General features: G+C 73.2%; 19 protein-coding genes. 7 read left to right on the forward strand and 12 right to left on the reverse strand.

Annotation, left to right across the window (positions count from 1 at the left end; translation table 11 throughout):
• The first annotated feature begins 135 nt into the window (after positions 1-135).
• Positions 136-2,886, forward strand: coding sequence for a DUF6493 family protein (locus ABT014_RS33045; protein ID WP_350643279.1), 2,751 nt, complete (start codon positions 136-138; stop codon positions 2,884-2,886).
• A gap of 85 nt (positions 2,887-2,971) precedes the next feature.
• Here ABT014_RS33045 and ABT014_RS33050 read toward each other — a convergent pair whose 3' ends face one another.
• From ABT014_RS33050 to ABT014_RS33060, 3 genes are all read right to left on the reverse strand, one after another.
• Entirely contained in the window at positions 2,972-3,421 is a 450-nt protein-coding gene (locus ABT014_RS33050; protein ID WP_350643280.1) for a GlcG/HbpS family heme-binding protein, read from the reverse strand.
• Positions 3,422-3,495: 74 nt separating this feature from the next.
• Positions 3,496-3,816 carry an NIPSNAP family protein gene (locus ABT014_RS33055; RefSeq protein ID WP_350643281.1) on the reverse strand — a complete coding sequence of 107 codons (321 nt, stop codon included), beginning with the start codon at positions 3,814-3,816 and terminating at the stop codon, positions 3,496-3,498.
• Positions 3,817-3,847: 31 nt separating this feature from the next.
• Positions 3,848-4,816 (reverse strand): NADP-dependent oxidoreductase, encoded by a 969-nt coding sequence (locus ABT014_RS33060; RefSeq protein WP_350643282.1) that lies wholly within the window; start codon positions 4,814-4,816, stop codon positions 3,848-3,850.
• Between the two features lie 138 nt (positions 4,817-4,954).
• Between ABT014_RS33060 and ABT014_RS33065 the strand changes: the two genes are divergently transcribed.
• The 3 genes from ABT014_RS33065 (at position 4,955) to ABT014_RS33075 (ending at position 7,284) form a co-directional block, all read left to right on the forward strand.
• Positions 4,955-5,332 (forward strand): winged helix-turn-helix transcriptional regulator, encoded by a 378-nt coding sequence (locus ABT014_RS33065; RefSeq protein ID WP_350643283.1) that lies wholly within the window; start codon positions 4,955-4,957, stop codon positions 5,330-5,332.
• Between the two features lie 70 nt (positions 5,333-5,402).
• Positions 5,403-6,140: a VOC family protein gene (locus ABT014_RS33070; protein WP_350643285.1), complete on the forward strand. Its 738-nt coding sequence runs from the start codon at positions 5,403-5,405 to the stop codon at positions 6,138-6,140.
• 319 nt (positions 6,141-6,459) lie between these two features.
• Positions 6,460-7,284, forward strand: coding sequence for a chitosanase (locus tag ABT014_RS33075; protein ID WP_502895145.1), 825 nt, complete (start codon positions 6,460-6,462; stop codon positions 7,282-7,284).
• A 61-nt stretch (positions 7,285-7,345) separates the two neighbouring features.
• On the opposite strand, the gene ABT014_RS33080 is transcribed toward ABT014_RS33075, so the two are convergent.
• The 5 genes from ABT014_RS33080 to ABT014_RS33100 form a co-directional block, all read right to left on the reverse strand.
• Positions 7,346-7,879 (reverse strand): hypothetical protein, encoded by a 534-nt coding sequence (locus tag ABT014_RS33080; RefSeq protein WP_350643289.1) that lies wholly within the window; start codon positions 7,877-7,879, stop codon positions 7,346-7,348.
• Between the two features lie 122 nt (positions 7,880-8,001).
• The gene (locus tag ABT014_RS33085) at positions 8,002-9,153 is read right to left on the reverse strand and encodes a tetratricopeptide repeat protein (RefSeq protein ID WP_350643290.1); all 1,152 of its coding nucleotides are present in this window, start codon (positions 9,151-9,153) and stop codon (positions 8,002-8,004) included.
• Between the two features lie 163 nt (positions 9,154-9,316).
• On the reverse strand, positions 9,317-10,909 hold the full coding sequence (locus ABT014_RS33090; RefSeq protein WP_350643292.1) for a hypothetical protein: 1,593 nt from the start codon (positions 10,907-10,909) through the stop codon (positions 9,317-9,319).
• Between the two features lie 213 nt (positions 10,910-11,122).
• Positions 11,123-11,782: a hypothetical protein gene (locus ABT014_RS33095; RefSeq protein WP_350643293.1), complete on the reverse strand. Its 660-nt coding sequence runs from the start codon at positions 11,780-11,782 to the stop codon at positions 11,123-11,125.
• Positions 11,783-12,020: 238 nt separating this feature from the next.
• Positions 12,021-12,635 (reverse strand): TetR/AcrR family transcriptional regulator, encoded by a 615-nt coding sequence (locus ABT014_RS33100; RefSeq protein ID WP_350643294.1) that lies wholly within the window; start codon positions 12,633-12,635, stop codon positions 12,021-12,023.
• Positions 12,636-12,726: 91 nt separating this feature from the next.
• Here ABT014_RS33100 and ABT014_RS33105 point away from each other — a divergent pair, with 91 nt between their 5' ends.
• Positions 12,727-13,161, forward strand: coding sequence for a DUF4345 domain-containing protein (locus tag ABT014_RS33105; RefSeq protein WP_350643296.1), 435 nt, complete (start codon positions 12,727-12,729; stop codon positions 13,159-13,161).
• A gap of 114 nt (positions 13,162-13,275) precedes the next feature.
• Here the strand turns inward: ABT014_RS33105 and ABT014_RS33110 are convergent, their stop codons facing one another.
• Genes ABT014_RS33110 through ABT014_RS33125 form a run of 4 tightly spaced genes read right to left on the reverse strand, consistent with a single transcriptional unit; the run spans position 13,276 to position 15,472 of the window.
• Entirely contained in the window at positions 13,276-13,896 is a 621-nt protein-coding gene (locus ABT014_RS33110) for a TetR/AcrR family transcriptional regulator (RefSeq protein ID WP_350643298.1), read from the reverse strand.
• An 18-nt stretch (positions 13,897-13,914) separates the two neighbouring features.
• Positions 13,915-14,346, reverse strand: a complete 432-nt coding sequence (locus tag ABT014_RS33115; protein ID WP_350643300.1) for a hypothetical protein — start codon at positions 14,344-14,346, stop codon at positions 13,915-13,917.
• A gap of 53 nt (positions 14,347-14,399) precedes the next feature.
• A complete protein-coding gene (locus ABT014_RS33120; protein ID WP_350643310.1) occupies positions 14,400-14,741 on the reverse strand; it encodes a tetratricopeptide repeat protein in 342 nt (113 codons plus the stop codon).
• Entirely contained in the window at positions 14,738-15,472 is a 735-nt protein-coding gene (locus ABT014_RS33125) for an aspartate/glutamate racemase family protein (protein ID WP_350643302.1), read from the reverse strand. Before ABT014_RS33125 ends, ABT014_RS33120 begins: the two co-directional genes overlap by 4 nt.
• 98 nt (positions 15,473-15,570) lie before the next feature.
• On the opposite strand from ABT014_RS33125, the gene ABT014_RS33130 reads away from it, so the two are divergent.
• Positions 15,571-16,482 carry a LysR family transcriptional regulator gene (locus tag ABT014_RS33130; RefSeq protein ID WP_350643304.1) on the forward strand — a complete coding sequence of 304 codons (912 nt, stop codon included), beginning with the start codon at positions 15,571-15,573 and terminating at the stop codon, positions 16,480-16,482.
• A 140-nt stretch (positions 16,483-16,622) separates the two neighbouring features.
• The gene (locus tag ABT014_RS33135; RefSeq protein WP_350643306.1) at positions 16,623-17,090 is read left to right on the forward strand and encodes a VOC family protein; all 468 of its coding nucleotides are present in this window, start codon (positions 16,623-16,625) and stop codon (positions 17,088-17,090) included.
• Positions 17,091-17,709: the final 619 nt, after the last annotated feature.

Raw genomic sequence — 17,709 nt, forward strand, 5'->3', positions numbered from 1 at the left:
ATGCGTGGAGGCGCAGCGGGCCGGATGGCCGGCCGTGGTGGAGGACCGGCGGGTCTGCCGGTGGCACCCGGCCGGACGGCTGTCGGTGGGGGGCGCTAGGTTCACGAACGTCGATCGGACCTGGTAGGAGGCATCGTGGCGGATCTCAAGAGCGGGACGGTCAGCTGGGAGGAAGTGCGCGCCCTCATCGCCGCGCGGGTTCCGCAGGGGGTGATCGAGCGGCTCTCCCCCGTGCCCGCCGCCGAGTTGAGCCATCTGCGCGCTCCGCTGCGCAAGCTCCGCGCCGAGCTCTCGCGCGAGCTCTCCTCGCGCGACATGGACCGATATGACGCCGCCTACCGCCAGCTCGCCGCCCTTCAGTTCGCCGGGATCCACTCCGCCGCCACTGCCGCCCAGGCCCTCGAGTGGCTGACGACCCGCCCGCTCCTGGACGTCACCTGGCCGCTGCCCGGCGGTGGTTCCACCAATCCGGACCACCACGTCCTGCTGATGGCCCTGCTCGCACCGCACCGGGAGCAGTCGTTCCACCGTGAACTCGCGATCCGGCTCGCCGAGTGGCTGCCCGCGCGGGGCGACCACGGCCGGTGGCTGATCGCCCACGGCCTCGCCGTCTGGTCGGGCGCCGAGCTCCCCATCACCGACGGCTACCTGACCGGTTGGGTGCGCCAGGGTGACCTGATTCGCTACCCCGGCCACCGGGAGATCGCCGAGCGGTTCGCCGAGCAGGGCCTGCGCGAACCGGTGCCGCGCCACGACACCTTGCTCTCCTGGCTGCGCGGTCGGCCCCGGCTGGCCGAGTTCGTCCGCCGGCTGTTCGAAGTCCCGGACGTCGGAAGCGCGTTCACCGATCCCTATGCCGCCGGCTTCGGGCCGGACAACGAGTGGCCCAAGGTGCTGACCGTCCTGGCGGGCGAAGGCGTGCTCGACCGCGCCGAGCTGATCGACCTCTGCGTCGGGAAGCTCCTGCGCGGCGACCGGCCCGGCAACCTGCGAGGGTTCCTCCAGCTGTACGCGGCGCTGGCGCTCGACCCCGAGGAGGTCCTCACCCGGGCCCGCGATCACGTTCGGCTGGCCGCCGACGGCGCGCCGACCACCGCGAAGGCCGCCCAGGCGGCGCTGGTGCCCGTGGACGACCGGCTCTCCCCTGAGGTGTTCGCCGAGCTGACGGCGGCCGTCCTGGCCCGCCCGGAGAAGACCCTCGCCACCACCCAGCTGAGCCGCGTCGCCGCGGCCCTGCGCCGCAACCCGGCCACGGCGGACGGCCTGCTGCCCGCCGTCGGCGTGGCCTTCACCCACCCGTCCGCGGCCGTCCAGGAGCGCGCCCTGCGCCTCACGGCCCAGTACCTGCCAGGTGTCGCCCCGGCCACCGCCGAGGCCGTGCGCAGCGCCGCCGCCGGGCTCGGCGCGGCACTCAAGCCCGAGTCCCACCGGTTGCTGGCCATCCAGACCCCGGAGGTTGAGGAAATCGCCGAACCGCACGCCGTCGCACCGCCCATGGGCCAGGTGGCGCTGCCCGCCGCACCCGCCGGCCGGTTCGACCTCGCCGAGCGGCTGGCGGCCCTGATGGCCGACCAGGTGCCCGACCCCGGCGAGTTCGAGGTGGTCCTCGCCGCCCTCGTCACCGAGCACCACCGGGACGCCGCGGCCCTGCACGCCGCCCTCGCTCCGCTCACCGCAGGGCGCGGTGACGAACCGATCCCGAGCTGGCAGACCCAGCACCTCGAGCCGGCATTCGGCTGCCTGCTCGATGCCCTGACCGGGCGCAGCCACCCGGCGGCGCAGTCCGCAGCCGAGATGCTCGCCTGGCCCGCTCACCTTCGCAGTCCCGGGTCCGTCCCGGTGCTGCGCGTGCTGGAGGCCGCGTCCAGGGTCGGGCGGTCGCCGGTGCCGTTGCTGCTCGCCACCCCGACCAGCGCCGACGGCGCCGTCGATCCGACGGTGTTCGTCGAGCGACTGGCGGCGCACCGGGCCGCCGGGGCCTTGCCCTGGCCCGCGGACCTCGCCCAGGCACTGCTCCGGCTGCCCCCGCACGCGCTGTCGGCCGCCCGCTCGGCCGCCGCCGAACTCGGCTGCGAGCTGCCGGCCGACGTCCCGCCGCCCACGCCGGACGCCTTTCACACCCAGCTGCCGGGCCAGCCGGAGCGGCCCGCCCCGTACGGGGTGCGCGACACGATCGCCCGTATCGCGCCGTTCGTGCGCGCCGCCGAACCCGTCCCCGAAGGCATCACCGGTCTGCTCCACGCCCTGCCCGACCCGGCCGAATCCGGTCTGTTCGCCGGGATGGCGGCGCCGCGTCCCGAGGTGCTCGCCCAGCTGCCCTGGGTGGCGCCCTGGCATCCGGAGACCGTCGCCGCCCACGGCCTGCCCCTGCTGGTGTTCCAGGCGAATTCTGCGAGCCACCACGTACTCAACTCCTGGCTGGTCCGGCTCGCCGAGGTCCCGGGTGAGACCGCAGCGGTGTACCACCTGGCGCTCGGGTACGGGCTGACGGCCGCCCGCGCGGAGAACCGCACCGTGGCGCTGGACGCCCTGCTGGTCCTGAACGCCCGCGGGCGGCTGCGTCCCGAGCTGCTCGGCCGGTGGATCGCGGGGCTGTGGCGGCTGACCGTGGCCAAGCCGAGCCGGTTCCTGCCCGTTCTGGCCGACGCCGCGCGCAGCGGTGCGGGCCGGCCGGTCTGGGAGGTGCTCACCACCCTGATCACCGTCCTCGCCGGCGAGGAACCGGGCGTGCGCGGGCTGGCGGACGCCCTCGCGATGGCCGCCGAACACGCGGCGGCGGACGGCATCCGGACCACCCTCCCCGCCCTCGACGCCCTCACGGCTCCGACCGCACCCCGCCGCGTCCGGACGGAGGCTGCCCGGCTGGCCCGCATCCTCGCCTCGTGACGCGACGGGGGCTCCGGTCCTGAACTCGACGGGGGGCAGAGCGGCCGGCGTCACGCCCCGGCGGGCAGAACCGAGTCGCGGACGGTCAGGGGGCGGGCAGTTCGAATCCCAGGGCGGTCAGGGCCTCCTCGGCGGCTTGCTGGTCCTGCTCGTAGCTGCCGCCGGAGATTCCCAGGCCGCCGACGCACCGGCCGTCGTCGATGATCGGGTAGCCGCCGCCGACCGCCATCAGGCGCGGGTGGCCGGCCAGCGGCGCGATCCTCGGGTCGGTGAGGTAGTCGTTCCACGTGTGGGTGGTGGTGCGGAAGGAGGCTGCGGTCCAGGCCTTGTCGAGGGCGACCTCGGCGGTGAGGAAGGGGGCGGCGTCGGCGCGGTCGAAGGCCCTCAGGTGACCGCCCGGGTCGGTGACGGCGACGGCGGCGGTGAAGCCGATCCGGGCGGCGGCGCTGTGCACGGCCGCGATGAGCGCGCCGGCGGCGGCCTGGGTGATCGAGGGGGCGGGGGCCGACTTCTGGAGCGTGGTGTCGGTGGTCATGAACGTTCCTTCGTTGTGGTGCTGCACGGGGGTGTGGGTGGGTTCGTGGCGGGCGGGGCGAGCCGTGGCCCGCTTCACCGCATCGGTGAGGCGGGGGTGGGGATCGCGCGGGTGACCAGGGACTTCTCGGGGATCAGCAGGTCGTGCACCGCCGGGCCGATCTCGGCCTTCCAGCGGTGGTGCTGGTAGACGGCCGCGTACAGCTCCTCGCGCCGGGCCTCGTCCTCGAAGCGGCGGATCCACACGTAGCCGTCCTCGTCCTGCTCGTCGACGAAGGAGGCGACCACGTCCATGCCCTGCGAGGCCTGGAAGGGAATGACCACGTCCTCCATGTAGTGCACCCACTCGGCGCGGCGTCCGGGGCGGGCCTGGTAGCGGCGGATCTCGTAGAACACGGGTATCACTCCAACCGTTCGTTCGGGATGGTCAGTTGGCAACGGTCAGTACGAGCTTGCCGCGGGTGCGGCCGGCCTCGCCGCGGGCGTGGGCGGCTCCGGCCTGCTCGAGCGGGAAGGTCTCCTCCACCTCGACGGCGACCTCGCCGGCGTCGATGAGGCCGGCGATCGTGGTCAGCGCCGCGCCGTCCGGCTCGACCAGGAACGGGGTGACCCGCATCCCCGCCGTCTCGGCGGCCTGCGCCAGCTCGGGCGATACCCCGGCCGGGACGGCGACCAGCAGACCGCCGGGACGCAGGACCTTCAGCGAGCGGGTGCTCGTCAGGTCGTGGGCATCGCCGACCAGGTCGATGACGACGTCGATGTCCTCGGCGGCGTCCTCGAAGCGGGTGGTGGTGTAGTCGATGGTCCCGTCCGCGCCGAGCTCCTTCAGCCAGGGGTGGCGGGCGCCGCTGGCGGTGGCGATGACGTGGGCGCCCAGGTGGCGGGCGAACTGGACGGCGAAGTGGCCGACCCCACCCGCGGCGGCGGTGATCAGGACCCGCTGGCCGGCCCGGACCTGGGCGGTGTCGACCACCGCCTGCCAGGCGGTCAGCGCGGCCAGCGGCACGGCGGCGGCGTGCACGTGGTCGATGGTGGACGGCTTGCGTGCCCACTGCCGGGCGGGTGCGGTGACGTACTCGGCGTAGGCGCCTGCGACGCGCGGGAACCACGGCATGCCGTAGACCTCGTCGCCGACCTTCAGGGTGGTCACGCCGAATCCGACCTCCGCCACCACGCCGGACACGTCCCAGCCGAGGGTGAACGGCGGCTCGCCGAGCACGCCGGCCATGCCGGTGCCGCCGCGGGTCTTCCAGTCGACCGGGTTGATCCCGGCGGCGTGCACCCGGACCAGCACCTCGGTGGGCAGCGGCACCGGCCGCGGCACGGGCCGGACCGTCAGCACATCCGGGCCGCCGAAAACGTCCTGGACCACCGCGCGCATCATGTCTGCGGACATGCGTCATCTCCTGAAACAGCAACCTGTGGAACGCCGTTGCGGCCTTCCCCTGACGTCGACGACGCTATCCCCGGGGATACAGTTACCTTCAAGGTCTTCTACTTCCCATCGGGAAGTGTCCTGGTGAGGAGAGTGAACATGACCACCATCTGCCCGAGCGGCCAGCACGTGCACCACGACGTCTACGCCGCCCAGTGCCCCTGTCGCGCCCTGCTCGACCTGCTCGCCAACAAGTGGTCCGCGCTCGCCATCGGCGCCCTCGAGGAGGGACCCCAACGGTTCGGCGCGCTCCAGCGGCGGCTCCAGGGCGTCAGCCCCAAGGTGCTCACCCAGACCCTGCGCCGCCTGGAGGAGTTCGGCATCCTCGACCGCACGGTCTACCCCGCCGTCCCGCTGCACGTCGAGTACTCGCTCACCCCGCTCGGCCGGAGCGCGGCCGTCCCGCTCAACGCGCTCCGCTCATGGGTCGAGGACAACATCGACCACGCCCTCCCGGCCGAGCCGGCCGCCCGGTAGCGGCCGCACGACGCCGACCGGAGAGCGGTGTCGGCCGGGCGGCCGTTCCGGAGCTTCTAGGATCTGCGGTATGGCAACAAGACTCGTGCAGATCAACATGAAGGCCCGGGACGACTCCGCGCTCGGCCGGTTCTGGGCGGAGGCCCTCGGTTGGGGCGTCGACAGCGAGGGCCCCGGCGTGACCAACCTCGAACCCGTGGGCTTCAGTTACCCCGACCCCGTGGCCGTCTGCATCGACATCGTCTCCCGCCCGGAAGCCAAAACGGTGAAGAACCGGGTGCACCTCGATCTGGCCACCACCTCGACCGCTCATCAGCGGGAGTTGGTCGCACGGTTGAAGGATCTCGGCGCGACGCTCGCCGACGTGGGTCAGGGCGACGTCCCCTGGACGGTCATGGCCGACCCGGAGGGCAACGAGTTCTGCGTCCTGGAGCCCCGCCCGGTCTACCGGGACACCGGGCCGATCGCCGCGGTGGTGGTCGACTGCACCGACCCGCGGGAGATGGCCCGGTTCTGGGGCGCGGCGATGGACTGGACGCTGCACGAGGTCGCCGACGACCACGCGACCATGCGATCCGCCCAAGGCGTCGGCCCCTACCTGGAGTTCCTCCGGACCCCCGACCCCAAGAGCGGGCGGAACCGCGTCCACCTCGACGCCCGCCCCTACCCCGGTGACGACCTGGCCGCAGAAGCCGACCGGCTGCGCGCCCTGGGCGCCACCGACCCCGTTCTCGACCGGTCCGCGATCTCCTGGACGGTTCTGGCCGACCCGGAGGGCAACGAGTTCTGCCTGCTCGCCCCTGCCTGAGCCGGCCGACGGCCCCGGCCGGGGCCACAGCCGGCCGGTCGACCAGCATCGGTAGACTGCTCGCCGATTGTCGACATCCACGATTCGGAGAGCGTGCGCCATGGGACACAGGCGGGCCGTGCGGGGGACGCGGGGGACGAGGAGAGCACGGAGACCCCGGAGAACGCGGCGGCTCGCGGTGGCCCTGCTGATCGTGGCCGCGGTGGCCACGGCGACGGGTGCCGCCCTCGGCGGCGGTTCGCACACCGATGACACCGCCGCCGCGCGCCCCGCGCCGGCCCCCGCCACCGACCGCGGCGAAGCCGTGGACCAGGGCGAGATCTCCGCCCTCGCCGGCCCGGCCGCCACCGCTGCCGCCACCGCCTCGCCGAGCCCCTCGGCCTCGGTCAGCGGCGCCGCCGGCCCGTCCGCCTCGGCCGCCGCGGCGCTGAACGCCGGTCCGGCCCTGGACAGCCCGCGGATGAAGGACATCGCCCAGCAGCTGGTCTCCAGCGCCGAGAACTCCTCGCTCGACTGGCGGGCCCAGTACAAGTACATCGAGGACATCCAGGACGGCCGCGGCTACACCGGCGGCCTCATCGGTTTCACCTCGGGAACCGACGACATGCTCCAGCTGATCCGGTACTACCAGACGCTGAACCCCGGTAACCGGCTGGTCCGCTACCTGCCCGCGCTCCAGCAGGTCAACGGCACCGACTCGCACGAGGGCCTCGACCCCACCTTCGCCGACGACTGGCGGGCCGCCGCCCAGGACCCCGCCTTCCAGCGGGCCCAGGACGAGGAGCGCGACCGCGTGTACTTCGACCCGGCGGTCCGCCAGGCCGAGGCGGACGGCCTGCACGCCCTCGGGCAGTTCGCCTACTACGACGCGCTGGTGGTGCACGGCCCGGGCACCGGAGCGCACAGCTTCGGCGGGATCCGGGCGGCCGCGCTGGCGAAGGCCCGGCCGCCCTCCCAGGGCGGCGACGAGACCGCCTACCTGACCGCCTTCCTGAACGCCCGCCGGTCGGTGATGGCCGCCGGCCGGCACAACACCGAGCGGGTGGACTCCGTCCAGACGGCCTTCCTGAAAGCCGGCAACCTGGCCCTCGCCACCCCGCTGCGCTGGACCCTCTACGGCGACTCGTACGCCATCACGCACTGACCGCGGCGGCGCGGGGGCCGGGGCCTTCCACGCCCCGCCCGCCACCGCACCAGAGGTGCGGTCAGAAGTCCGACAGCCCCGGGTCGTCCGAGGTCGGAGCCGGCTGCTCCGCACCGTGCCGGGCGGGTACGGCCGGTCCCGGACGCCGGGCGCGGACGCGGCGCTCGTGCTCCACCGTCACCGCCACGGGGACACCGGCGAGGAGGAGGGCGAGCCCCACCGGGAGCACGCCCGCCCACAGCGTCGGTGAGACGTACGCGGTGCCGGACCTGCCGTCCACCACCGACGCGCGGACCGGTTGCGGCCGGAGGTCGCCGTCCACGGTGACGCCGAACGACGGGCCACCGCCGTCCGGGGTGAACGTGCCCGAGCAGGACGTCGATGTTCCGGCATTGGCCACGGTGTTGTCGTACGTCCTGCAGTCGGCGTCGGACACCGTTCCGGGGACGCCCCACAGCGCCGCCCGCAGCTCTCCGGTGAAGTTCGTCAGCACGACGCCCGCCAGGAGCAGCCCCACCAGGCAGGCCAGCGCCGGCCACGGCGCCCGTCCGACCTGCTCCGGCTGCCCGTCCGGAGAACCACCGCTCTCGCTCATCCCCACCCCCGGGTCACCGACCGACCTCCATGGTGACCGCTCCGGAACACCCTCGGAAGCCCCTTGCGCGGATCGCCGGCGGGCCGGGACGGGCCCGGGCCGGCGCCGGCCCGGTGCCGCGGTTACCCCAGGGCTGCCAGGGAGGCTTCCGCCGTCCGGGTCCCGGGGTGGTCCGCTCCGAAGTGCTCCCGCCAGGCGGCGGCGTTGGGGGCGAGCTGCTCGCGGGCCGCGGCGGTGCTCCCCTCGGCGGCGAGGACCATGCCGTGCAGGGTTCCCGCTTCCAGCGTGCGGTGGTGGTACGGGCCGAGCGTCGCGCGGCAGCCCGCCAGGGCCCGGTCGGCGGCGTGGCGGGCCTCGTCCGGGCGGCCCAGGGCGAGTTGTGCCGTTGCGACGGCGAGGCTGATGGCAGCGACGAACTGGGGTCGGGCGTCGGCCGTCCCGACGTACGCCGCCTCGGCCGACCGGGCGGTGTCCAAGGCCTCCTCGTGGCGGCCCTGCGCGTTCAAGGCCCTGGCCAGTCCCAGCTGAAGAGTCACCGGGTAGCTCCGCGCGGCGGACGCCACTGTGGTGGCCGACCGGATCGCCGCACGGGCCTCGGCTTCCGCCTCCAGCGCGCGGCCCAGACCGACCAAGGAGAACACCAGAGCGCCGCGGGCGGACCGGTCCAGCTCCGAGGCGGCCCCGGGATCGAGGCCGGCCGCTGCGCCGATCAGGGCTCGGCATTCGGCCTCGGCTTCGTCGTACCTCCCGAGCTGGGCAAGATCGTGTGCCCGCGATGCCCGGGCCCGCAGCGCTCGGGCATGGCCGGCGCCGTACTCGTCGGCGATCCCGGCCGCGGCCTCCCCCGACTGCTCCGCCGCCTCGGCATGGCGGCCGAGCACGGACAGCGCGGCCGCCCGCATGGTGAGAGCCGCGGAGCCGGTCAGGTCCTGGGGACCATGCGCAGAACGCGCCACCAAGGCGTCGAGCCCTTCCAGTGCCTCCCGTGCCCGTTGGGAGGACAGCAGGATGCCGGCGAGGAGCAACCGGGCGCTCCCGTCGAGTGGTAGCAGGGCCGCGGTGGCCGACGTGACGGCGATGACGGCACGCAGCTCGGCCTCCGCCTCCGCGGTCCGGCCGAGCCGGCGCAGCGCTCGGGCCCGCACCGTTCGAGCGGCGAGGGGGTCGGGCGCCCCGGGACCCCACAGAGCGGTCCAGATCTGCACCGCTTCGGCGAACAGCGCCTCGGCGTCGGCCGCCCGGCCTTCCGCCAGCATCCGGCGGCCGTCCTCCACCAGGCGCTCCGCCCGCAGGTCCGCGTTCCGGGAGGACCGTCTCCTCCGGTAGGCCATGAATCCCATCGTCGCTCCGCCTTTTCGCCTTCGACCGGTGATGACATCGGCCGTGCCCGGTGCGCGACGGCCCCCGAACCGGGCCGGGCCGGGGGCCGTCGGTGCGTCAGCCCGTCGGGTGGATGTCCGAGGTGGAGAGCGCGGTCAACGTGGTGCCGTCGAAGCGGAAGCTCGTGGCGTTGCCCTGGGCGTCCAACGCCCACAGGTCCGCGGTGGAATCTCCGTTCAGATCGGTGCCCTGCAGCACCGGCCTGGCGGCCGCGTCCCACCCGCCGGCGGCCACCAAGGTGGGCGCGCCGATCGGGTCGCCGAGGAACGGGCCGGTGAGCGCGGCAGGTGCGTAGTAGAACAGGGCGCCACCGGCGTCGTCGCGGGCGAACAGGCCGGGAAGGCGATCCGGTCCGACGACCGCGGTGGTGATGGTCCAGCCGTGCCAGTCGCCGGTTCCGGCAGGGTTGGTGCTGCTGAGTTCGACGGCCCCGCTGAGCGAGTCGTAGGCGCCCGGGATGGGGAACGCGGCCTCGATGCAGAGCTTGCCGCCGGCCAGCACGAGCAGGCCGTCCGAGGCGGCGTCACCGGTCGGTTCGCCGGACCCGGCCTGGTAGAGCTCGCCGCTGTCGGCGATCTGCTCCACGCGCGTGTGGGCACCGTCGTCCACGAAGGTCATGGACGAGATGTTGAGCGACCGGTTCGGGTCGAAGGCACCGGCCGCGTACGGGAGCGCGGTGCCGGTACCCACCTCCGGGACGTAGACCATGACGCCGTTGCGGCCCGCGTAGCGGCCGCCGATCACCTGGGTGCCGTTCCAGTCGGCGGCGCTGCCGGGGATGCTGCGGCCGGTACCACCCGCTCCGACCTGGACGGCGGGTGCGAGGCCGCCGTCGGCCCGGCCCTTGGCCAGCCACAGGCCGTCGCCGAGCCCGAGCGTGCCGCCGACCAGCAGGAGGTCGGGGTGGCCGTCGCCGTCGTAGTCGCCGGTGACCGGCTCGGGCACCTGGGCGTTGAGGGTGGCGGTGGCGCTCGGGCCGCGGTTACCGCCGGGCGAGAGCGGGGTGACGGTCAGGACGGCGACCGCGCTCTCCGGCGTGACGGTCAGGACGGCGCCGCCGTTGGCGTCCGCCGCGGCCGTGTGCGGCGCTGCCGCGCCCACCTGGTACTCGTAGGCGGCGGGCGGCTGCCCCGCGCCGGCGGCGACGGTGATCTGCGCGGGGGTGCCGACCTTCAGGCCGGCCGGGACGGTGAGCGCCGGAGCCGCGGCCGGCACCGTCGGGTCGTAGCGGAAGTGGCAGGTGGTGGACCAGCGGCCGGGCGTGTGGCCGCCCCGGGCACGGGCCTTCCAGTCGAAGTCGGTGATCGCCCCGCCCGCAGCCGCCGCCAGCGTCTCGCGCGTCACGCCGTAGACGGAGGCGGTCCCGGCGGTGGCCGGGAGGGTGACGTCCGCGACGGGCTTGCCGGCGCCCCGGCGGAGCAGCTGGAACTCCACCGCGGCGGAGGTGGCGTCGGCGTACAGGGCGACGTCGCCGAGGCCCAGGACGCTCCCGCCCGCGCAGTCGGTACCGGGCGCGGTGCGCAGGCCGGTGAGCGGAGCCGGATGCTGGGCGGCGGCGGCCGCGGGCGCGAGAGCGCCGGTGGCGGCGAGCACCACGCCCAGGGCGGCCACGGCACCGGTGGCGCGTCTACGGCCGTTGGCAACGGACATGAGGTCTCCTTCTTCGGCCGATCATCGGTGCGATGATCATGTCGCTCGGGGGACGCCCAAATCAATCCCGTGGTTGCCTCCGCCCCGCAACTCCCTTCGTACCGGTACGACGAAACCGCACATCACGGCACAAGCCCGACACGGCGTCCGGCAGCGGCCCGGCCCGACCGGCCGACCGGCTCCGGCGGAGCAGCTCGTGGACCTCCACGGCCGTCACGTGCCGGACGCCGCACCCGGGCACTTCTCGGGAGCGTGCCCGTGCATGCGGAGGAGCTCAGGACGGATCCGGCCGCTGTGCCACGCGCACTCCTCGCGGATCTCGCGCTCGGTGACGCTGCCGCACGGCAGGTGCGGGCAGGGGCAGTCGGCGGGCTCGTCCCCGTCGACGCGCACGAGGTGCCGGTCGTTCCTGGTGAGGCAGCGGCCGTTGCGCTCGTGCCACGCCGCTACGGCCGCCTCGCCCTCGTCCGCGCGTGCCCACCGGTCGGGGTACGCAGGGGTGGGCCAGTCCCAGGCCGGGAGCCACCGCCGGACGGCGCCCGCGACGGCGGTGGGATCGGCGAACGCCTCGGACAACGGCAACGGACGCTCGAAGTAGTGGATCGGCATCAACCCGCTGTCCTCGTCCATCAGGGACCAGCCCCGGTGGTGCTCCCAGCCCAGCCAGACCGTCTCCGGTTCCGACCACCTGTGCCCGTGGAACTGGCCCGGCCCGAAGCGGAAGCCGCCGTCGAAGTCGGCCGGCACTGTCGCCTCGAGGTCCGAAGGACGATGGACCAACCCCTGGGTCCAGCCATCCCGTACGAGCAGGCCCTCGGCCGTCAGCGCCTCGTGGACGGCGGCGAGGTAGTCCGCGTGCGGCAGGTCGGACATGGCGATCTCCCCCGGTCTGCGGCCGGTTCGACCACGCCGGGGCGTGGTCGGACGCACCCTGGCACGCCACGGACCGGCCTGCTGCCTGCCCGGCTGCTCCGGGCTCCTGACCAACCGTAACCCGGCACCGGGCCTGCCCGAACAGGGGGTTCGGCCCGGCCGCCGGCCCACGGCACGAGCCGGGGACGGGAGGTGCACGACCGTTCCCGGCACGCCCTGCACGGATCGACGCGGCACCTCACCCCGGGCGAACTGCGCCGGCAGCGAGACCGTCCAGGTCCATGACCGCCCCCAGGGCGCCCAGCAGCGCTCCGATGCACATGTCGCGCAGCGCGGTGCGGGAGAACGTCCCGTTGGTCAGCCAGTCCACGCACAGGGTGCGGACGAAGACGAGCCAGCTCATCAGGGTGGCCGAGACCAGCTCCGCGGCCTCGCCGGCGAGGCCGGTGGCGTCGAGCAGGCGTCGGCGCAGCACGCCCAGCTCGTCGGTGATGACCGCTTGGATCACCGGGTCGCCGGCGAGTACCCGGTTGGCGGTGAGGACGGTGTTGCGGTTGGCGACGAAGTAGTCGATGTGAGCGTCGAGTCCGACCGACAGCTGCTCGAACACGGGGACGCCCGGATCGAGCTCCGAGGCGACCAGCAGCCGGTCCGCAGCCTGCTGGTAGACCGCCGCGAACAGATCACGCTTGTTCGCGAAGTGCCGGTAGAGCAGGGCACGGGAGATCCCCGCCCGGGACGCGACGTCCTCCATCAACACATCGTCATACGGTCTCGCCGCGAACAGTTGTGCCGCGACGTCGAGCAACTGGGCGCGCCGGTCCTCGGGGGTGAGTCTCTGTCGGGTGGGCATGCCCCCATGCTACTTGACACGCGTCTACCAGCGGCCGTACGGTCGCCTTAAGTAGACAGGCGTCTACCAGCATGGAAGGAGCAGTCCGTTCATGGCCAGGCTTCTCAAGTGGTTACTACTGATCATGGGCGCCGTCTGCGCGGCCATCGGCGTCCTCCACCTCGCGCTCGGCATCGACTCGGTACCGGGCGAGGGTTCGGCCGGGGCGACCGTCGACAGCCGCGAGCGGTACTACGGAGCGATCTTCCTCGGGTACGGCCTCGCCTGGATCTGGGCCGCCCGGCAGTCGCCGATCCCCGCCAGGGCCGTCCGCCGGCTCGCCGGTATCTGCCTGCTCGGCGGTCTCGGACGCATCCTGTCCATCGCGATCCACGGGTGGCCCCAGTGGTTCCAGGTCGTCCTGACCGCCACCGAACTCGCCCTGCCCCCGCTGTTCCTCCTCCTCGCCACCGCCGACGAACGGGCGACAGCACCCGCGCGCGACGATCCGGCCACCACACCGAGCGACGCCCAGCCGCTGCCCTGACCCGCACCACAACGGGCAGTCACCGCACCCGGCCGGGCCCGGACCAGCAGATCGAGCGCCCCCGAGGCCGAACATCACCCTCGGAGCTGCGGTGGCGCGGCTGTGCCCGGTTCGCTACTCGGGTGTCCGGTGGTGTTCGAATCCGGCGACCAGCGCCTGCAGGCCGGCGTCGAACCACCGCTGGTAGTAGTCGAGCGAGGTGGGGTCCGGTGCCGCCGGCCCGGTGTCATGGTCCTCGGTGCTGCCCCCCGACCCCACCTGCGCCAGGGCGTGACCGAGCGTGAAGACACCGACGGACTGGATGCGGATCAGTGCCTCGTCCTCGGGGACGCCGGCGGCGGTGAAGCGTTCGAGCAGCGCCGCCAGGGCCGGGACGGCCGTGTCGGGGCTCACCGGGTGGGTGGCCAGCAGGGGTACCGCGTTCGGATGCTCGAGCAGCATGCGGCGGTAGGCGACCGCGAAGGCGGTCAGCGCGTCGGGCCAGGCCGGGCCGGGGTCCAGGTCCGCCACGGCGCTGGCGAAGAGCTGGTCGACCACGGCGGACAGGATGGCGTCACGACCCGGGAGGTGACGGTACAACGACATCGCCGCCACCCCGAGGTGCGCCCCGATCCGGCGCATCGTCAGCGCGTCCAGCCCCTCGCGGTCAACCACCTCGATCGCCGCCGCGGTGATCCGGTCCACACTGATCTGCGCGGGTCGGCCGCCCCGGCCGGATCGTGATGCCTGATTCATCCCCTCAGCGTGACAGAGTCACCCGGCCAGGGTGACCGCCAGGGTGCTGCACGTCATCGCCAGGGTGAGAACACCGACCACCATGTGCTGCACGTCGGGCACCACCGCGTGCCCCTCGACGGGCAGCACCTTCAGCGTGCGGGCGTAGTCCCGGTCATAGGACTCCCGCTGCGCCGCCGCGCTGATCCCGAAGTACGGCAGCCACCAGCTCGCCACGTGACCGGCCAGGACCAGCAGGCACAGCACCAGGGCCGCGATCCGAGCAGCCGGGTGATCGAGGGCCGCGCCACCGGCGATGAGCAGCGGTATCGGGTAGTTGACGGCGGCGTCCGCGAGCCGCTCCCGGCGGTTGTCGGCCCTCAGATCGTTGAGCGGGAACATCGGCACCCACTCGGTGAGCATCAGCCAGGCCAGCCAGACCAGTGGCACGGTGACGGCGGTCGTACGCATGGAGCATCCCCCTGGGGGTGGTCGAGACGGTCGAGTTTGAGAACAGCGTAAGCTTACGTTGTACGCATGCTACCGGTGAACGCGTATCCTCCGACCGGACCGCCGTCGAGATCGTCCGCGTAGTGCTCGACGGCTCGCCGGTGGTTCCGGACCCGCCGGTCGTCGCTGGTGGCCGCCACCACTCCCAGCAGCAGCCGCACGGCTTCGCGGCCCTGCCCGGTGGTGCACAGTGCCATCGCCAGAAAGGTCCGCAGACTGGCGTCGTCCGGGAACTCCGCCGGTCCGCGGCGGAACGTCCGCACCGCCTCGGCGTAACGGCCGAGGACTCGGTAGGTGCTGCCCAGTCCGAGGAAGGCATCGTGGCGGTCCTCCTCGGTCAACTCCGGCTCGCTCAGCGCCTGCTCGTGGAAGGGGACGGCCTCGGCACCGCGCCCGGTGCGGCCCCGGCCAGTTCGACGGCGTACTCGACGTGCAGGCGGGTGGTGTCGAAGAGCGGCACCGCAGTGTCGGACGGGCCGATCAGCAGCGGGATCTCGGTGCAGCCGAGGATCACCCCCTCTGCGCCCCGCTCCGCGAGGGCTCCGACGATCCGCACGAACTCCTGCCGCGAGGAGTCGTTGATCAGCCCCGTGGTCAGTTCGCCGTAGATCACGTCATGGACGAGCGCGCGCTCCGGCAGGTCCGGGACGAGGACCTCGATCCCGTACTCCGCCATCCGGGCCCGGTAGAACGCGCCCTCCATCGTGAACCGCGTCCCCAGCAACCCGACCCTGCGCATGCCGGCCGCACGGACCCGCCGCGCCGTCGCCTCGATGATGTCCACGAACGGGACCCGGATCTCGGCGGCGATGTCCTCCGCGACGCGGTGCATCGTGTTGGTGCACAGCACGACCAGCTCCGCCCCGGCCAGTTCCAGGCTCCTCGCGGCCTCGGCGAGCCGCCTGGCGGCCCCCTGCCAGTCGTCGGCCCGCTGCATCGCCTCGATCTCGGCGAAGTCCACCGTGACCATGACGCTCGGTGCGCAGTGGTGCCCGCCCAGCCGTTCACGGGTGAGCCCGTTGAGCAGCCGGTAGTACTCCGCCGACGACTCCCAGCTCATGCCGCCGATCAGTCCGATGGTACGCACGCTTCCTCCTGGTGTCCGTGGGACTCCAGCCTGCTTCGGACCCCGCACCCGCGGTAGCCGTGTCATGCTTGCCCGACCCCCAAGGGATACTTGGGGCTGTGGACCCGCACCGCCTCCTGATCTTCCGAGAGGTCGCCCGCACCGAGTCGATCGCGGCGGCGGCCCGCAGGCTCGGCTGGACCCAGCCCGCCGTGAGCCAGCACCTGCGCCGGCTCGAACGGCAGGCGGGCCTGCCGCTGGTGGTCCGCCACTCCCGCGGGATCAGGCTCACCGAGGCCGGCGCGACGCTGCTGCGCCACGCCGACGCCATCGCCACCCGCCTGCACGCGGCCGAGGACGACATGGCCGCACTCGCCGACCTCGCCGCCGGCACCGTACGCCTGGCGGCCTTCCCCTCGGCCTGCGCCACCCTCGTACCGACCGCCATGACGAACCTGGCACGCCACCGTCCCGGGCTCGAGATCCGCATGACCCAGTGCGAACCGCCCGCAGCCACCACCCTGGTGACCAGCGGCGAGGCCGACCTCGCCGTGCTCTTCTCGCACGACAGCCGGCTGCCGGACCACGGCCCCGACCTCCAGTTGATCCCGCTCACCGACGACCCGGTGCGCCTGGTCGTCCCCACCGGTCACCCCGCCGCGACCGCCGCTGCCCCGCTCACCTGCCTGGCCTCGACCCCGTGGATCGCCGGCTGTCCGAGCTGCGCCACCCACCTGGCGCACACCTGCGAAGCCGCCGGCTTCAGCCCCGACGTGCAGCACAGCACGGACGACTACGTCGTCGTCCAGAACCTGGTCGCCCGCGGCCTGGGCGTCGCCCTGCTGCCGCAGCTCGCCCTCGACGCCTACCACCACCCCGACGTTCGGGCGCTCCCGCTCGCGACCACCGAGCGGGCGCTGTACCTGCTGTGCCACCGCGAGGCCCTCCAGATCCCTGCTGTCGCAGAGACCGTCCGGGCTCTCCAGCAGGCCGCGACCGCGCACCGGCCGCAGACCCCGCCGGCGACCTGAAACCGCCGCGAACGGGGAAGGCGACCGCGGGCGCCCGGCAGACCGGCAGACCGGCGAGGGACGACCGCGCGCCTGAGTGGTGAAGGCGGCCCCTCGCGTTTGAATGAGTGCCGTCATCCCACAGGACCGCGGAGGCCGCGATGCCCATGCCCGCACATCCGCCGAAGAATCCGGCGAGCCCGTTCGCCTCGTTCGGCGGGCACCACGTCGGGGTCCGTGTCCCCGACTACGAGGCCGCCAAGGCCTGGTACACGCAGAAGCTGGACTTCCGGGTCCTGCACGAGTGGCCCTACGGGGAGATGAAGCTCGCCTACCTCTGTCCGCCCGATGACGACGAGTTCCACCTGGAGCTGCTCGCCGGGCCGGTGCCCTTCCCGAACGAGGTCGTCGACGACCTCGGCGTCAGCCTCCAGCACGGCGGCTACCAGCACCTGTGCTTCAACGTCGACGACATCGACGCGGCCCGCGCCGAACTCGGCGCGCGCGGCGTCGACCTCATCGGCGAACCCTTCGAGATCGAGGACATCGGTCGCCGCCTGGCATTCTTCCGCGACCCGTGGGGCAACATGATCGAACTCGCGCAGAAGCTCCCCGGAACCGAATCCTGACACCGCATCACCCGGTGTTCCCCGAGGCTCACCCCGGCCCGGGGACCGGGCTCTGCGGCGTCGGTCCCGGCCGGATGCCCGCTCCAGGATCCGCGGGTGACGCGCTCGACGAGGTACGGACGATCGTTCGGTCGTAGCCGTGCTGCGGCGGCACGCTGCCCCGCCAGCGGCGGACGCCGGTCACTCAGCCGGGCGCAGCGAACTCCGTTTCCAGCAAACCGAGTTCACGCACCGGCCGGAGTCACGTTCGGAACCGTGATCGCGAAGCGGTGTTGATTCCCGAGCTGCACCGGCCAGGCCCGCCTGGCGGATGATCAACCGGTCGGCCGGGGGCGCGTCGACATCGCCCCAACATCGTTGGGAGCCGGGATGGTTGACGCCTGCCCATCGGATGGCCACGGGGGTGACGAGGCCCTCCCCTACCTGGCCGGTGAGCAGGTCGGGACCGCCTGAGAGACAGCCGTGCAGCTGCTCAAGCACAGATGTTTGCTTATTGGGGTTCGGTGGGTCTACAGTCTTCCTCACAAGCACAGATCAGTGCTTACCGTGTCTGAGGAGAGTACCGCGATGAAGCCGCTGCTGTTCCCGAACAACATCCAGTTCTGGTACGAGACCCTGC

Origin of the sequence: Kitasatospora sp. NPDC094015 (assembly GCF_040304075.1) — a bacterium.
GTDB lineage: Bacteria > Actinomycetota > Actinomycetes > Streptomycetales > Streptomycetaceae > Kitasatospora.

Bases quoted from the DNA above. Each gene is read 5' to 3' on its own strand.
- ABT014_RS33050 (WP_350643280.1), bottom strand. From the start codon at position 3,421: ATGACCACCGACACCACGCTCCAGAAGTCGGCCCCCGCCCCCTCGATC.
- ABT014_RS33060 (WP_350643282.1), bottom strand. From the start codon at position 4,816: ATGTCCGCAGACATGATGCGCGCGGTGGTCCAGGACGTTTTCGGCGGC.
- ABT014_RS33065 (WP_350643283.1), top strand. From the start codon at position 4,955: ATGACCACCATCTGCCCGAGCGGCCAGCACGTGCACCACGACGTCTAC.
- ABT014_RS33070 (WP_350643285.1), top strand. From the start codon at position 5,403: ATGGCAACAAGACTCGTGCAGATCAACATGAAGGCCCGGGACGACTCC.
- ABT014_RS33080 (WP_350643289.1), bottom strand. From the start codon at position 7,879: ATGAGCGAGAGCGGTGGTTCTCCGGACGGGCAGCCGGAGCAGGTCGGA.
- ABT014_RS33090 (WP_350643292.1), bottom strand. From the start codon at position 10,909: ATGTCCGTTGCCAACGGCCGTAGACGCGCCACCGGTGCCGTGGCCGCC.
- ABT014_RS33095 (WP_350643293.1), bottom strand. From the start codon at position 11,782: ATGTCCGACCTGCCGCACGCGGACTACCTCGCCGCCGTCCACGAGGCG.
- ABT014_RS33100 (WP_350643294.1), bottom strand. From the start codon at position 12,635: ATGCCCACCCGACAGAGACTCACCCCCGAGGACCGGCGCGCCCAGTTG.
- ABT014_RS33105 (WP_350643296.1), top strand. From the start codon at position 12,727: ATGGCCAGGCTTCTCAAGTGGTTACTACTGATCATGGGCGCCGTCTGC.
- ABT014_RS33110 (WP_350643298.1), bottom strand. From the start codon at position 13,896: ATGAATCAGGCATCACGATCCGGCCGGGGCGGCCGACCCGCGCAGATC.
- ABT014_RS33115 (WP_350643300.1), bottom strand. From the start codon at position 14,346: ATGCGTACGACCGCCGTCACCGTGCCACTGGTCTGGCTGGCCTGGCTG.
- ABT014_RS33135 (WP_350643306.1), top strand. From the start codon at position 16,623: ATGCCCATGCCCGCACATCCGCCGAAGAATCCGGCGAGCCCGTTCGCC.